The organism is Isosphaeraceae bacterium EP7 (assembly GCA_038400315.1).
Classification (GTDB): Bacteria; Planctomycetota; Planctomycetia; order Isosphaerales; family Isosphaeraceae; genus EP7.
Window position 1 is genome coordinate 1,975,374 of the sequence record CP151667.1, and the last position, 15,383, is coordinate 1,990,756.

General features: G+C 64.1%; 7 protein-coding genes and 3 rRNA genes. 3 read left to right on the forward strand and 7 right to left on the reverse strand.

Annotated elements, in window-relative coordinates; genetic code table 11:
* Positions 1-54: 54 nt before the first annotated feature.
* The 3 genes from rrf to EP7_RS07630 form a co-directional block, all read right to left on the reverse strand.
* A 5S ribosomal RNA gene (rrf, locus tag EP7_RS07620) occupies positions 55-162 on the reverse strand.
* Between the two features lie 262 nt (positions 163-424).
* A 23S ribosomal RNA gene (locus tag EP7_RS07625) occupies positions 425-3,241 on the reverse strand.
* 564 nt (positions 3,242-3,805) lie between these two features.
* Positions 3,806-5,328, reverse strand: a 16S ribosomal RNA gene (locus tag EP7_RS07630).
* The 16S, 23S and 5S rRNA genes sit together here, the layout of an rRNA operon.
* A gap of 937 nt (positions 5,329-6,265) precedes the next feature.
* Here EP7_RS07630 and EP7_RS07635 point away from each other — a divergent pair.
* Together EP7_RS07635 and EP7_RS07640 are read left to right on the forward strand one after the other, a co-directional pair.
* Positions 6,266-6,925, forward strand: coding sequence for an SIMPL domain-containing protein (locus EP7_RS07635; RefSeq protein WP_463527242.1), 660 nt, complete (start codon positions 6,266-6,268; stop codon positions 6,923-6,925).
* 378 nt (positions 6,926-7,303) lie between these two features.
* Positions 7,304-8,860, forward strand: coding sequence for an oligosaccharide flippase family protein (locus EP7_RS07640; RefSeq protein WP_463527243.1), 1,557 nt, complete (start codon positions 7,304-7,306; stop codon positions 8,858-8,860).
* A 21-nt stretch (positions 8,861-8,881) separates the two neighbouring features.
* Here the strand turns inward: EP7_RS07640 and EP7_RS07645 are convergent, their stop codons facing one another.
* The 4 genes from EP7_RS07645 to EP7_RS07660 all read right to left on the reverse strand — a co-directional run bounded on the left by EP7_RS07645 (position 8,882) and on the right by EP7_RS07660 (position 13,939).
* On the reverse strand, positions 8,882-9,955 hold the full coding sequence (locus EP7_RS07645; RefSeq protein WP_463527244.1) for an SDR family oxidoreductase: 1,074 nt from the start codon (positions 9,953-9,955) through the stop codon (positions 8,882-8,884).
* A 219-nt stretch (positions 9,956-10,174) separates the two neighbouring features.
* A complete protein-coding gene (locus tag EP7_RS07650; protein ID WP_463527245.1) occupies positions 10,175-11,329 on the reverse strand; it encodes a dienelactone hydrolase family protein in 1,155 nt (384 codons plus the stop codon).
* Positions 11,330-11,354: 25 nt separating this feature from the next.
* The gene (locus tag EP7_RS07655; RefSeq protein ID WP_463527246.1) at positions 11,355-12,551 is read right to left on the reverse strand and encodes a hypothetical protein; all 1,197 of its coding nucleotides are present in this window, start codon (positions 12,549-12,551) and stop codon (positions 11,355-11,357) included.
* Positions 12,548-13,939 (reverse strand): DUF1501 domain-containing protein, encoded by a 1,392-nt coding sequence (locus EP7_RS07660; RefSeq protein ID WP_463527247.1) that lies wholly within the window; start codon positions 13,937-13,939, stop codon positions 12,548-12,550. The genes EP7_RS07655 and EP7_RS07660 overlap by 4 nt, the downstream gene beginning before the upstream one ends.
* 473 nt (positions 13,940-14,412) lie before the next feature.
* Here EP7_RS07660 and EP7_RS07665 point away from each other — a divergent pair, with 473 nt between their 5' ends.
* Positions 14,413-15,309 (forward strand): cyanophycinase, encoded by an 897-nt coding sequence (locus EP7_RS07665; RefSeq protein ID WP_463527248.1) that lies wholly within the window; start codon positions 14,413-14,415, stop codon positions 15,307-15,309.
* The last annotated feature ends 74 nt before the right edge of the window (positions 15,310-15,383 follow it).

Below are 15,383 nucleotides of genomic sequence, written 5' to 3' on the forward strand. Positions count from 1 at the left end.
AACGCCCCGCCGATTCCGTGGGGGGAATCGGCGGGGCGTTGGGCGATTGGGGGATCCCGGCGATGACCGACTTTCGCGCTTGCGCACTATCATGGGCCTGGCGGGCTTAACGGCCGTGTTCGGGATGGGAACGGGTGTGGCCCCGCCAGTATGGTCGCCGGGAAAGCGGACGGCGGGCGGTCAGGCCCGACGTTCGCGGTGGATGCTGCTCTGGCAATCCGGTCAGTCACGCGATCAGAATCTTCGGGCGGGATGCGATCGTCCGCGAGGGGCGTCGTTGGACGCCTCGTCTCGTGGCGAAAGATGGGCCGGAGCGGTGATTCCGCATCTCGACGGAGGTCGAGGGTGCGGGCACTCGCGGCAGGTTGAGGACACACCCTGTTCGTCTCGGGTGGCCCGCCTTGGGGGGCGGGGCCGAGTCGGGGTGGTCAAGCGTCTTGGCTGTTAGTACCGGTCGGCTGAGGCGGTCGCCCGCCTTACACTCCCGGCCTATCGACCTGGTCGTCTTCCAGGAGCCTTCGTGACCTGAAGTCACTGGAAACCTCGTCTTGGAGGGGGCTTCGCGCTTAGATGCTTTCAGCGCTTATCCGGTCCCGACCTGGCTACCCGACGATGCCCCGAGCGGGACAGCCGGCACACCAGAGGTCGGTCCTCCCCAATCCTCTCGTACTAGGGGAGACGCTCCGCAAGTTTCCGACGCCCACGGCAGATAGGGACCGACCTGTCTCACGACGGTCTGAACCCAGCTCGCGTACCGCTTTCATTGGCGAACAGCCAAACCCTTGGGACCTTCTCCAGCCCCAGGATGCGATGAGCCGACATCGAGGTGCCAAACCTCCCCGCCGCTATGGACGCTCGGGGGAGATCAGCCTGTTATCCCCGGAGTACCTTTTATCTGTTGAGCGACGGCCTTTCCATCCAGCACCGCCGGATCACTAACGCCGACTTTCGTCCCTGCTCGACTGATGGGTCTCGCAGTGAGGCACCCTTATACGTTTGCGCTCGTGTTGCCCGATTGCCGACCGGGCCGAGGGTACCATTGCACTCCTCCGTTACGCTTTGGGAGGAGACCGCCCCAGTCAAACTGCCCGGAGAACACGGTCCCGGCGCGAGCTCATCGCGCCGGTGAGGGCCAACGTCCAAGCAGGGTGGTATTTCACCGGTGGCTCCCCGCCGGCTGGCGCCGTCGGATCGTAGCCTCCCACCTATGCTACACAGCGTGGACGCAGGACCAATGTCATCTTGCAGTAAAGGTTCACGGGGTCTTTCCGTCTGACCGCGGGTACGTGGCATCTTCACCACGACTACAGTTTCACCGGGTCCCTCGTGGAGACAGCGCTCCAGTCGTTACGCCATTCATGCAGGTCGGAACTTACCCGACAAGGAACTTCGCTACCTTAGGACCGTCATAGTTACGGCCGCCGTTTATCGGGGCTTCGGTCGCCGGCTACGCTTGCGCTCACCGCCTCCCTTAACCTACCGACACCGAGCAGGCGTCAGACTCTATACGTCCTCTTGCGAGTTAGCAGAGTCCTGTGTTTTTGATAAACAGTCGCTAGAGCCGATTCTCTGCGGCTCCCATCTCGCGATGGGAGCTCCCCTTATCCCGAAGTTACGGGGTCATTTTGCCGAGTTCCTTCACGAGGGTTCTCCCGAACGCCTTCGGATGCTCGCCTAGCACACCTGTGTCGGATTGCGGTACGGGCCGACGGATCGTCCTCGCGGGGCTTTTCGTGGCCATGAAGTCATCAGGCTTCCAGATCGAATGCTGTCGGCCTTGCGGCACGGGGCAATCTAACGCCCCGACCTGACTCATCACGGCGTCCTCCGCGATTCAACCTCACCGCCGGGTGGAGGAATATTAACCCCCTGCCCATCGTCTACGCCCTTGGGCCTCGACTTAGGTCCCGACTGACCCTGGGCGGATTGACCTTCCCCAGGAAACCTTGTGCTTTCGGCGGATGGGCTTCCCACCCATCTTATCGTTACTCGTTCCGGCATTCGCACTCGGGGGCGCTCCACCGGTCCTTACGGTCCGGCTTCGATGCGGCCTCCGACGCTCTCCTACCATTCAATTAAGAATCCGCGACTGCGGCGCGACGCTTGAGTCCCCGTCATTTTCGGCGCGGGATGGCTCGACCGGTAAGCTGTTACGCACTTTTGAAATGGTGGCTGCTTCTAAGCCAACATCCCGGCTGTCACCGCGATCCCACTTCCTTTACCACTGAGCGTCGTCTTGGGGGCCTTGGTCGGCGGTCTGGGTTGTTTCCCTCTCGAGCATGGAGCTTATCCCCCACGCTCTGACTCCCGGAGTACATCGTGCGGTATTCGGAGTTGGGTTTCGGTGGGTAGGCGGGAAGCCCCCCATCCGAAGTCCGTCGCTCTACCCCCGCACGACAATGGTCCGAGGCTGGCCCTAAAGCCATTTCGGAGAGAACGAGCTATCTCGAGGTTTGATAAGACTTTGACTCCTCCCCACGGGTCCTCCCCCAGTTTTTCAACACTGGTGGGTTCGGTCCTCCACGGCCGGTTAGGGCCGCTTCAACCTGCCCATGGGTAGATCACCTCGTTTCGCGTCTACTGCGTGCGACTATGTCGCCCTGTTCAGACTCGGTTTCCCTGCGGCTCCCCTCCTGAAGAGGTTAACCTGGGGCCGCACACAGTAACTCGCCGGATCATTATGCAAAAGGCACGCGGTCAGGCTGGCACGAGGCCAAACGCCCTCCCACCGCTCGTAGGCACGGGGTTTCAGGATCAGTGTCCTCCCCTGGTCGGGGTTCTTCCCACCGTTCGGTCGCCCTACTGGGTTCGCTATCGGTCGTCATCGAGTGCTTAGCCTTGCGGGAGGGTCCCCGCCGATTCAGGCCGGGTTTCACGTGCCCGACCCTACTCGGGTACCGGATAGGAGGAGTTCCCATGTCGCCTACGGGACTATCACCCGCTGCGGTGCCGCATTCCAGCGGACTTCGGCTACAGAAACTCGCATTCCATGGCTCCGGCCCCACGACCCCGCCGGGTGTCCCCGACGGTTTAGGCTGGTCCCCGTTCGCTCGCCGCTACTGAGGGAGTCTCGGTTGATTTCTTTTCCTCCGGGTACTGAGATGTTTCAGTTCCCCGGGTCTTCCGCAGGTATTCCGGGATCAATGCTCGTTGGGCAGCTCCCCCGGACATTTCGCAGCCTTCCACGCCTGCATTCCTGATGACGCCTAGGCATCCCCCCCGTGCCCTTAGGAGCTTGACCACGCCGACCCGAACCCGCCCTGTCGGACCCACGACCTTTCGGCCTTGATCCAGCCTGGCTCATCCGGACCGATGCGGTCCTCTCTCTGCTCTGCAAGTCAATCGTCGCCTCACGGCGAGGACTGACTTATCACTATCGCTCCGAAGGTCCACTTTCGTGGAGATGAAACGTGCAAGTCGCCCCTCCGAGGCTCATGGGCCGAAGCCCACGCCCGCCGGAGGCGGAGATGTATCACGTCCTAGAAACTTCTTGCGTGACTGACACCGGATTGTCAAAGAGTGTCCCTCCGACGGCCGAAGCCGCCGAGAGACCCGGCCACCGGCCGGAGGGCGACGTCCGCACAGTCAAGTGCAGGCGACGCCCCCCGCCCGGTGAAGCAGGGGGGGGGACCGAATCCCCAAACCATCCGAGTGAACAATCGCCGGACGGGACGAACCCGGCCGGCGACTATCCGCGCGGTGATCGATCGAGCGAGAAGACAGATCCAGCGTGTGAACCTCTGAGGGAAGCCGACGCGTGCCGCCGCGGTTGCGGGCGGTGCCGATAACTTGGAGACATCCTTAGAAAGGAGGTGATCCAACCGCAGGTTCCCCTACGGTTACCTTGTTACGACTTAGTCCCCATCACGGGTTTCATCTTCGGCGCCTGCCTTGCGGCTCCGGCGACTTCGGATGCCCCCCGCTTTGGTGGCTTGACGGGCGGTGTGTACAAGGCTCAGGAACACATTCACCGCGGCATGCTGATCCGCGATTACTAGCGATTCCGGCTTCATGCGGGCGGGTTGCAGCCCGCAATCCGAACTGGGGGGCGGTTTTTGCGATTGGCGCACCGTTGCCGGTTGGCTTCGCTCTGTCCGACCCATTGTAGTACGTGTGCAGCCCCAGGCATAAGGGCCATGAGGACTTGACGTCATCCCCGCCTTCCTCCGGCTTAACGCCGGCGGTCTGTCCAGAGTCCCCGCCATGACGCGTTGGCAACTGGACACAGGGGTTTCGCTCGTTAGGGGACTTAACCCAACACCTCACGGCACGAGCTGACGACAGCCATGCAGCACCTGTGCACGTTGTACCTTGCGGCCTCACCGACGTTTCCGCCGGCTAATCCGTGCATGTCAAGCCTGGGATAAGGTTTTGCGCGTAGCCTCGAATTAAGCCACATACTCCACCGCTTGTGTGAGCCCCCGTCAATTCCTTTGAGTTTCAGCCTTGCGACCATACTCCCCAGGCGGGACACTTCACGGTTTCCCTGCGGCAGGGAGCCCATCGGCGAGCCCCCTACCCAGTGTCCATCGTTTACGGCTAGGACTACCGGGGTATCTAATCCCGTTCGCTCCCCTAGCTTTCGCGCCTCAGCGTCAGTAGACGTCCAGGGGCTCGCTTTCGCCACGGGCGTTCCTTCCGATCTCAACGCATTTCACCGCTCCACCGGAAGTTCCAGCCCCCCCTACGTCCCTCAAGACTGCCCGTTTCGGATCCAGTTCCCCGGTTGAGCCGGGGGATTTCAGACTCCGACGCGGCAATCCGCCTACGCGCTCTTTAAGCCCAGTGATTCCGAATAACGTTCGCACGGTTCGTCTTACCGCGGCTGCTGGCACGAACTTAGCCCGTGCTTCCTCCAGGGATCGGTCAAGGACGGCTCTGCGCCGCCCCTTCCTCCCCCTCGACAGGAGTTTACAACCCGAAGGCCTTCATCCTCCACGCGGCGTCGCTCGGTCAGGCTTGCGCCCATTGCCGAAGATTCTCGACTGCAGCCTCCCGTAGGAGTCTGGGCAGTGTCTCAGTCCCAGTGTGCCGGGCCACGCTCGCACGCCCGGTAGGCATCGAAGGCTTGGTGGGCCGTTACCCCGCCAACTACCTAATACCACGACGGCCCGTCCCACGGCGGAATCGCACCTTTGGTCGCGGGGAAATGCCTCCCCGCGACGTCGCTGGGAATTACCCGGGATTTCTCCCGGCTATGCCCAACCATGGGGTTGGTTACCGTCGCCTTACTCACCCTTGCGCCACTCACCTTGCGGTGCGTACGACTTGCATGCCTAATCCACGCCGCCAACGTTCATTCTGAGCCAGGATCAAACCCTTCGAGATGAGGTCGAGATAAGAGAAGCGTAGTCCGGGAATAAATCCCCGTCCCGCACTCCTCCTCCGAACCATTCCTCTGGGTCGAGGAAAAAAACTTGGTCGCACCAGCCAAGGGCTTTAACCCCCCCGGCCGGAGCTGAGTCCGCCCGCATCATCCGTCCGAGCGACTCCGAAGAGCCCCCCGTCCCGATGAGTGCGACGACTCGCATCGGCTTCCCTCAAGGGTCCACTCATGTGGACTGTCTTCTCGATCGACCGAATTGTCAAAGAACCGACTCGAACCGAACAGTCGATACCGGGGCCGCGATCGCTCGCCGCCCGTCGCGACCGGGTCGTCTCCGGGCGTCTGCACGCCCCTCGAACCCCCCGGCCACCTTCGACACCCGCATCCGCGTCACCGCGTTTCCGCAGCGTTTCGCGTCAGGAGGGGCCACTGTATCGCGTGGCCCCGTCAGGCGTCAACCCCGATTTTTTCGGCCCCGTCGTCTCGACCGGGCCACGTCTTGAATGATCCACCCGTCGGGTCTTGCGATCTTTGCCCCGAGAGGCCTGACCGCGGACTCGAGTGAACCGGACGTTTGAGTCACCCTTCGTGTCGTTTCGCGTCTCCGCGACTCGTCACTGGCGACAAGGGGGATATTACCCGAGCTTCACGGACAGTCAACACTTTCGTCTCGCTTCGTTTTTTATTCGAGCTTTTCGCTCAAGCCCTTCCTCTATATGGGGGCATTCCATATTCAGCCAAGATTCTTCGCCCAACTTCGTTTTAGAATCGCGGACTCGACACCTTTTTCACCGAACTTTCGAAGTGCTTACCGTTCGATTGGCCGATCTCTCCAACTCATGAGGTTTCCCGATGACTCGTTTCGTCCTCGCGGCCACCCCTCTCTTGCTCTCGCTTGCGGTTCAAAGCCCTACATTGGCGCAAGAAAAGGAGCATCGGATGCCCCCGACGATCACTGTGACTGGGATCGGCAAAATTTCGGCCGTCCCGGATATCGCTCAGATCAATGTCGGGGTCGTCACCCAGGCCGCCACGGCAGGGGAGGCCCTCGCCGGCAATTCGTCCTCGATGACCAAGCTTTACGCGATTCTCAAAGAGCGTGGTGTCGCCACCAAGGACCTTCAGACCTCTCAGGTCTCAATCTCCCCCGTCTATTCCCAGCCTGCACCCCATAATCCCCAGGCCCCGAACAACGAATTTGTCCCGCGAATCGTCGGCTATCGCGTGGACAATACGCTGGAGATCACCGCCCGGAAGATCGAGAAGCTAGGCGAGCTGCTCGACGCCCTGGTGCAGTCGGGGGCCAACCAGATTCACGGCATCTCGTTCCGCGTGGACAAGCCCGAGGGACTACTCGATTCCGCCCGCAAACAGGCGATGCAAGATGCCAAGCGGAAGGCCGAGATGCTCGCTGGTGAGGCGGGGGTCGTCGTCGGTCACCCCAGATCGATCTCGGAAGGCTCCGATTTCCAGCCCCCGGTGCCCAAGTTTGCCGGTGCCATGAGGATGATGGCCGCGGATTCGACGCCGGTGGCCGCGGGCGAGCAAGAATTGAGCGTGACGGTGAACGTCGTCTATGAGCTGATATTGCCCAAATAACCAGGATTAGCCACTTACCTTCAAGCTCCCGGTCGACGGAGGCCGAACACTTCGATTGACGCGACGTCGGGACGACACTACCATGCCGCCGCCTTCCGCTCCGCCGGCTTGTTGCGTTCGGCCAAGTTTTCCGGCCGCTCGCACGTGGCAGGATCCGGAGGGCGGTCCTCAATGGTCGAGTCCTTTCCCAATCGATACTGAACGCTCGATGCCCTGAGAGGGTGTCGGACGACCCGCCAGGTTCTGATCGAGACGTCCGCCAACGACCGAAGGTGGCCGAGTGCCCGCGAACGCGGATTCTTCGGCGGATGGGGTGTGGCCGACTCGCGGCGGCGAGCGACTCGGCGATACTCGCCCAAGAGGGAAGTGCGACCTCGCATGGCAACCATGACCCGACCGCCGCGCGTGCCGGCGATCCCACGCCGGGTATACCCCGATCGCCCCATCGCGGCGCCGCCGAAGGCTGCGAGCAAGGCCACGGGAACCCGCAAGATCGCAACGAACTTCCTGGCACTCAGCGTCGCTGAGATCCTCTGCCGGGGAATCTCGGTGGTCGTGACCCTGGGGCTTGCCAAGACCCTGGGCAGGGGCGGGTACGGGCGGATCGAGTTCGCCTTCAATGTCGTCTTCTGGCTGGTCTTGCTGGTTCGCGACGGATTCGAGGTCATCTCTTCGCGCGAGATTGCGCGTCATCCGCGCCTGGTCCGCCCGCTCGTCAATCACATCCTGGCCGTCAAGCTGCTCCTGGCAACGATCCTGCTGATCGGGCTGGTCGCGATTGGATGTGCGACGCTGACCGGCCCCCGCGAGCGCATCGTCCTGGGCTGTTATGGGCTGATGTTGCTGACGACGGCCCTCGGTTTAGACTTCGTCTTCCGCGGCAAGGAGCGGATGGGCCTGGTGGCCATCTCGCTCTGCATCAGGACGGCGCTCTATGCGGCGGGCGTCTGGCTGCTGGTCAGCAACGAGTCTCACATCATCTGGGTGCCTGTCTGCCTGGTCACGGGCGAGGCCTTCGGGATCGGCCTGGTCTGGGCGGCCTATGCACGCGAATACGGGATGCCCCGGCCTGTGCTCGGGGCCCGTTTCCTCAAGGTCTTCCTGCGCCGGGGTCGGCCGGTGGCCCTGATCCAGATCTCCCAGACGGTGATCGGGTCGGTTGACGTCATGCTGGTCGGCCTGATGAGCACCTACGCCAGCGTAGGCCTTTACAGTGCCCCCTACAGGATGATCAACGCGGTGTTGACGTTCGGCCTGATCTTCCAGCAGGTCGTCTTCCCCAGCATGGCCCGCTCCTGGCGCGAGACCCCCGAGGCCGGTCGACAGGCGCTTGATGCCCTGGTCCGGGTGCTCGTGTCGGTCTTGATCCCGCTTGCAGTCGGGACGACGCTGCTCGCCGATTCGCTGGTTGGCTGGATCCTGCCCGAGGATTTTGCCACCGCGGGGCTGCTTCTGGCCCTGGGTATCTGGCGGGCACCCCTGCTGACCCTGGCTTATCTCTATCAGATGGCCCTGATCTCATTGAACCGCGAGATCGCCGGGTTACGGCTTCTCTTCGCGGGTGCGATCGGGTCGGGCCCGCTCGTGGCGATTCTGGGTGCAACCTTCGGACTGGAAGGGGCTTCCGCGGCGGTCGTGATCGTCGGGCTGGTCTTGATGCTGGCCGGGTACATCTGCCTGGCGGGCGAAGGTCGAAGCCCCGCCTGGCACCATCACGTCGCCAGGCCCTTACTGGCCTCGCTGGCGATGGCACCCGTCTGTCTCCTGCTCCGAAACCGCAATCTTCCGCTCGCCGTGCTCAGCGGTGCGGCCACCTATGCTCTGACCCTCCTGGTTATCGGCGGACTGAGCATCCGCGACATCCGCGCCGTGCTGCACCCTGGACAGTTCGGGCTGGTGATCGCCGGCTCGGACGAAGCCGCCGAGCCGGCCTGATTCCACGTTCGTCCGCTCTGTTCAGCCGGGCCAGGTCGGGATGAGCCGGTCTTTCCTCAGCCTGGCGAACAGGTCGAGGAACGAGGCGAGGGTCGGCTGATATTCGGTGAAGCCGGCCACTCGACTTTTCGTCATGTCGGTGACGACTTCCATCTCGCGGCCCAGATCCAGGTCGGTGTGCCAGGCCGAAGCCAGCTTGCTCAGGTCCGGTTCGGCCAGCCCGTGTTTACCGGCGATCTCCGTCCAGAGTTGCCCTTTATCGGCCAGTTGTGGATCGAGCGGAGTCGCGTGCCCGGGGTAGGGGGCCGCCTCGAGGCCGAAATCGGCGGCGAGCCTCGGCCAGAGCCAGTTCCAGCGGAAGATGTCGCCGTTGACGACGTTGAACGCCTGGTTGCTGCCGGCCTCGCAGGTCGAGGCCCATTCCAGGTGCTTGGCCAGCAGCCGGGCATCGGTCACGTCCGTCAGCCCCTCCCACTGCTGGCGAGATCCCGGGAAGACGAACGGCAGGCCGGTCTCGCGGCAGATTGACGCATAGACCGCGAGCGTGACGCCCATGTTCATGGCGTTGCCGACCGCATACCCGATGATCGTATGCGGCCGATGCACGCTCCACGAGAAACCCCGCCGCTCGGCGGCCGCGAATAACTCGTCTTCCTGGGTGTAGTAGAAATTGTCGCCGGGAACTCGCGGCATCTCCTCGCGGAAGGGGGTCTCCGGCCTGGTCGCGGCGTAGGCGTCGAACGGCCCGAGGTAATGCTTCAGGCCGGTGACGAGCGCGACATGCCGGAGTTTTCCGGAGTGGCCGAACGCGTTCATCAGGTTCCGCACCATCGCCCCGTTCACCGCGCAATTTTCGGCCTCCGTGGCCTGGCGGAGCCACGTCGCGATGAAAACATGAGAAGGGTCGACCCCTTCCAGTGCCTTCCGCACTCCTTCGGGATCGACAAGGTCGACGGCCACCGGCTTCACGCCCTTAATGCCGATCGGCGGCTTGCGGGCGAGGCCATCGACCTCCCAACCGCGTTCAACGAGCAGGGTGGCGAGATTGTTCCCGACGATCCCGGTCACACCGGCGATCACTGCTCGGTTCGCCATGATAGGCCCTTTAAGGACGCGATCGTTCAACCGTGGTTCCGCAGCGAGCAGGTTCAATCACCTGCCGACTGTCGCCTCGCACATCGCACAAGCCGGCAGGGGACTCGTCGTTCGAAATCTCGAGTCGTCGGCCCACGAACTCTAGGCCGGTGACGGCCCCGGGACAAGCTGGGCCGTCACCGGCCGACGTCCGATTCTGCCCGTGTCGCTGCCAAACGCTCAGCGCGTCAGCCAGCGGTCGAACCAGTCGAAGGCCTCGGCCTGCATGGGGCGATCGAATTTGTGGGGGCCTGGATAGAAGCTGGCGCGGTAGCGGTCGGCGACGCCGGCCTTCTTGTAGACCTCACCCAGGATCGTGTCGGCCCGCTTCATCTCGGTGAGCGTAAAGAGCTCGTCGTCGATGTCGTTGAGGACGAGGGTTGGCCTGGGGACCCGCAGACCGAGGATTTCGGGATAATCCAGGTCCATGGGAAGGCCGGGGACGTAGCACATCCAGGTGTGGGTGTAGGCCTTGTTCAGGAGGTAGTCTCGCCAGGTGGTCATCATGCCGACGCAGACGGCGCAGGCGATCCGGTCGTCGGCACCGGCCAGGAAGACGGTCCGCAGCCCGCCCCCGGAAAGCCCCGCACAGCCGACCTTTCCGGCGTCGACGTCGGGCCTGGAGCAGAGGTAGTCGAGGGCACGCCGGTCCTCGGACAGGAAGATAGCCGGCCAGGTGGTCCCGGCGGAAAAGAGGGACTTGGCCATCAAGTCCTCGTGGTTCGAGGCCCAACGGTTGTAGGCCTTGATCTCGGCCTCGGTCTCGGTGGCCGGGTCGACATCCTTGCCTCCGTCACGCGCCTTGGGCGAGACGTCCTCGGGCCGGACCCTGCGGCTGGCGAATGCGAAGGTATCATGCACCAGCACGGCGTAGCCTCGCTTGGCCAGCTGGTTGGCCCAGGGGAGTCCGCCGTAATACTCTTCCTGATGGGACTTCATCAGGGGGTGTTGGTCGTCGCCCACCTTGGTGATCTTGCGGGCACCGAAGTATTTGTTGCCGCCGTGGTCGTGCAGACCGATGATCCCCGGCAGCCGCCCCTTGGCCCCTTCGGGCTTCAGGAAGTAGGCGTCGGTCGGAGGTCCGTAGGGGAGCGACCAGCGGAGCTGCTCGACGTCGAGGCCGTCGTAATTCCAGCGCCGGATCACCTCGGCCTTCGGGGTGCCGCCGGTGTCGGGGGTGAGTAACCGATCCTCGAACGCCTTGCGAGCCTGGACGCGCCAGACTCCGATCTCGTCGGCCTTGTAGCGATCCTGGCGGAACGAGAGTCGAGCGGGGCCATCGCCGGTGATGGAGGCCGCCCAGGGTCCGTACGCGCCGATCATTGACGGTTCCATGGCCGGTCGTCCTCTAGCTTTCGGTTCAAGGGAGATCCATCGAACGCTCGATGCGGACCTTACGGATGGCGTCGGCATAGGCGGGTGGCAGGGCCTTGGGGCGCCCGGCCTCGTCCCACCATCGGGGAGTCTCGGAATAGATCCAGACGTACCGATCACTGGCGTCGAGTGCGGCCCGCAAGCTGCTCGCAAACGATTCGGGAGTGAAGTAATTGCGCGACGGATCGTTCGCATCCCAGCCGCGTTCACGCCAGTCGAAGTCGAGCCAGAGCCCGAACGCCGCGTCGACCGTCCTGACGGGGGGTTCGCCCGGCTTGTGGAGTGGCTGGCGGATGTCCTCGGCCGCGAGTCGGAACTGGTCGGGCTCCCTGTAGCCGTAGGAGCTTTCGAAGCCGTCGACGATCCGCGAGTCGCCGCGGGCGGCCTCGACGAGCCCTCGAACGAACGGGACGAGCAGTGCATCGCTTACGTCGGCCAGCGGCTTATTCTCCCGACGCATACGCCGACGGGGGAGGCTCGGGCCGAAGGTCAGCAGGACCGTCAGGCCGGGCTGGCCCGCCTGGAACGCGTCCATCACCGCCCGGCCGCGAATCCTGGCCTGCTCGGCGCACTCGTCGAACGAATGCGCGGCGGCCCTGGGCTGGCCTGCGTAGTCGAACAGATGCCCCTGATACTGCTCCGTATCGAGCAGGATTCCTCGGGCTCCGCCGTCTCGGGCGAGCGACGCAGCAAGCCGGGCATTGGCCAGGACGGGGGCGAAGTCGTCGAACCAGTCGACGTCGCCGGGCGTCGTGTTGAACCGGAGGAAATTGGCTCGGAACTGGACGGGCTTGATCGCCTTGAGGTCAGCCCGAGCCGCGGCAACCTCGGGCTCAGAGAAGGCCCGACGTCCCCAGGCCTCCCAGGTGAAATTTTTCAGGGTGCCGTCGGGGAGTCTGGCGTGGACGCGGAAGACACAACCATCGAAGGGGTTGCGTTCCATCCCGGCGAGATGGGCTCGGAGATAGGCGGTGTCGGGCTCGTCCCAGCCGAATTCAATGAGGGCCTTCGGGGCGTCGGCGGCTGCGGCTGAACTGGTGGCCGTCATTGCCAGGCAGGCGAGAGTCAGAAACCGGGCGATCGCGATTCTCGCCGAGATGACAGGCCCGCTCCGAAGGACGTAGGGCAGGCCCAGTGATTGCATGGCCGCCGGAGATGAGTCGATCGGGGTGATCTGGGTCATCCGCCGTAGATCCCCTTGATGGGCTGGCCGGTGCAGAGGGCGAACGGGCGATTGAGGGGGTCGAGATATTCGTACGTCGGGTCGATGCCGAGGGCAGACCAGATTGTCGCGGCGATATCCCAGGGTCCGACGGCATCATGTGCGGGGTAGGCGGCGAAACGGTCGGATGCGCCGTAAACCTTTCCACGGCTCACACCTGCACCAGCCATCAGGATCGAGTAAGCCCCGGCCCAGTGCTTTCGGCCAGGCGTCGCTCCGTCGAACTTCGGTTCCAAGGCCACGAGCGGAGCCCGGCCGAACTCGCCCATGCAGACGACGAGGGTTGTTTCGAGCAAGCCGCTTTGATCGAGGTCGTCGAGCAAGGCTGACATGCTGCGGTCGAATCTCGGGAGGAGGTGGTCTCGCATGGTCTGGAAGATGTCGTTGTGCGTGTCCCACCCGTAAGCATCAATCTGCCCGGGGAACCGATCCTGGCCGCGAGCCGACTGGTTCCAGAACACCGTGACGAGCGGCACGCCCGCCTCGACGAGCCGCCTCCCGAGAAGGCACGCCTGGCCCGAACGATGGCGCCCGTAACGATTTCTGACCGACTCGGGTTCCAGGGACAGGTCAAACGCGGTGCGGCAGACGGGGGAGTCGATCATCTCGTAGGCGCGACGATAGTGGGCGTCCATCAGGTCGAGCGTGCGGTCGGATTTGAGCCCCCGGGCGGCGGAGGTGACCGATTCGAGCAGCGAGCGCCGGACCTGGATCCGCAGCGCATCGCCTCCAACCGGCCCGAGGCCTACCGGGAGAGGCGATCCGTCGGCCGGATCCTTCACCAATAATGGGTCGAACTCACCGCCGAGAAATCCTGCATCCTGTCCCGGCCCAGGGAGTTCGGGAACCAGGGCCGGCCCGTTGACGTGCACCGAAGGGTGGGGAAGGGGGCCGCCGGGCCTGACCTTGCCGAGGAGGGCGCCGAGCACGGGAAAGTCGGTGGGGGCGGGCGACGGGTTGCCCGATCGCTGGGGGTGATAGCGGCCCGTGAGCGCCAGATAGGTGGCCGATCCGTGGTCCAGGTCTTCGTGCGAAACCGACCGGATGAGTGTGTATTTGTCGGCCCTGCGGGCGAGCCCGGGGAGGTGCTCGCCAAGGAAGGTGCCGGGCACGGCCGACCGGATCGCGGCGAACTCACCCCGGATCTCGCGCGGGGCGTCGGGCTTGGGGTCCCAGGTCTCAAGCTGGCTCTGGCCGCCGTTGGCGTAGACCAGCAGCACCGACTTTGCCTTGCCGAACCCCGGGCCACGCCCCGAATCGGCCGCCCCGGACATGCCCGCGAGGCCGAACCCCAACCCTGTCAGGCCGCCGATCCGCAGGAATTCTCGCCTGGCGATAAATCGGATCAAGGGTTAACGCCTCCCGGTTCGACGATCGGATGTTTGATGTTATACGTGGCCCCGGGACGGCCCTCAAGCGATTGGGTTCGCGGCCGGGAGATTTTCGCATCAATAAAATAAGCATTATTTATAGGTTGCATCGATCGCCGGATCGCCCTCGAACGACCCTTCACGAAACGAACCCGGCGCGTCGCAACCCCTTGAACAATGGCAAGTTGGATCGGCGATCGGTCGCCGATTCGGTCGCCCATGCCGGCGATCCGGGACGAGGCCTGGATTCGCGCCGAGGTCCCGCTTGTCTCGACCGGAGGGGCGTGGTAGGTTTGAGAGATCCTGCCTCCGTCCACAGACGGCACACGGTTCCCTCCCCGGGCTGTGTCCCTCCTCGACAGCATCAGGCCGAACGGCCCGTTCGCCCTCCAGCTCCAACGAGGTCGCGCATGGAATCAAGGCATACCAATGCCCCAAAGCGGGGGGATCGCATGCGCCTTAACAGGCTGGCGTTGCTGGCAATCGCCGCGATCGGCCTCGGCACGGTTGCAGTGCTGGGCGGAAATCTAGCCCGATCGTCGACGGCCAAGGCCGCCGACCTCGAGGTCGTGGCCCCCGCCCCCAAAGGGAGTGGTGCCCTGGTCATCTGCGGAGGTGGGGCAATCCCCGACAGCGTCCGCAAGCAATTCGTCGACCTCGCCGGTGGCGCAGACGCCCGGATCGTGGTGATCCCCACGGCCCATTCCATTGCCGACAGGCCGAATGCCGCCGAGATGGTCCTCGCCCCCTGGAAGCAGTTCGGCGCCCGTTCGCTGACCGTCTTCCACACCCGGTCGAGGGAGAAGGCGGACGACGCCGAGTTCCTCCGCCCCCTCGTCGAGGCGACCGGCGTCTGGTTCGGCGGAGGTGTCCAGTCGAATCTGGTCGCGGCCTACCGAGGAACCGCCGTCGAGGCTCATCTCGCCGAACTGCTGAAGCGCGGCGGGGTGATTGGCGGGACCTCCGCCGGCGCGGCCGTGATGACCCGGGTGATGATCGCCAGCGGCCGCATCGAGGCCAAGCTCGGCGAGGGCTTCGACTTCCTGCCCGGCTCGGTAGTCGACCAGCACTTCCTCAAGCGGAACCGCTACAAGCGGCTCATGGGCGTGCTCAACAAGAACCCGAATCTGCTCGGTTTCGGAATTGACGAGCAGACCGCCCTGATCGTCCGCGGCCGTCGGCTCGACGTGGTCGGGAACTCCTATGTCGTCGCCTGCCAGGCCGCCGTCGGCGATCAAGGTCCTAGGACCGAGTTTCTCAAGGGCGGAGATCAGGCGGATCTCGATTCGCTCCGCGGGCCCAGGCCCATCGTGCTCCCCTCCCTCAAGGACTCCCTGGCCAGCGACTGATCGAAGGACTCGCCGGGGGATGACCCGGTAGGCACCATTCCCTGCCATCCACGGCTTGACGGTGGGACCGATCC

Excerpts from the sequence above, each read along its gene's own strand:
- EP7_RS07635 (WP_463527242.1), top strand. The coding sequence starts at position 6,266 with ATGCCCCCGACGATCACTGTGACTGGGATCGGCAAAATTTCGGCCGTC.
- EP7_RS07655 (WP_463527246.1), bottom strand. The coding sequence starts at position 12,551 with ATGACCCAGATCACCCCGATCGACTCATCTCCGGCGGCCATGCAATCA.
- EP7_RS07645 (WP_463527244.1), bottom strand. The coding sequence starts at position 9,955 with ATGGCGAACCGAGCAGTGATCGCCGGTGTGACCGGGATCGTCGGGAAC.
- EP7_RS07640 (WP_463527243.1), top strand. The coding sequence starts at position 7,304 with ATGGCAACCATGACCCGACCGCCGCGCGTGCCGGCGATCCCACGCCGG.
- EP7_RS07665 (WP_463527248.1), top strand. The coding sequence starts at position 14,413 with ATGCGCCTTAACAGGCTGGCGTTGCTGGCAATCGCCGCGATCGGCCTC.
- EP7_RS07650 (WP_463527245.1), bottom strand. The coding sequence starts at position 11,329 with ATGGAACCGTCAATGATCGGCGCGTACGGACCCTGGGCGGCCTCCATC.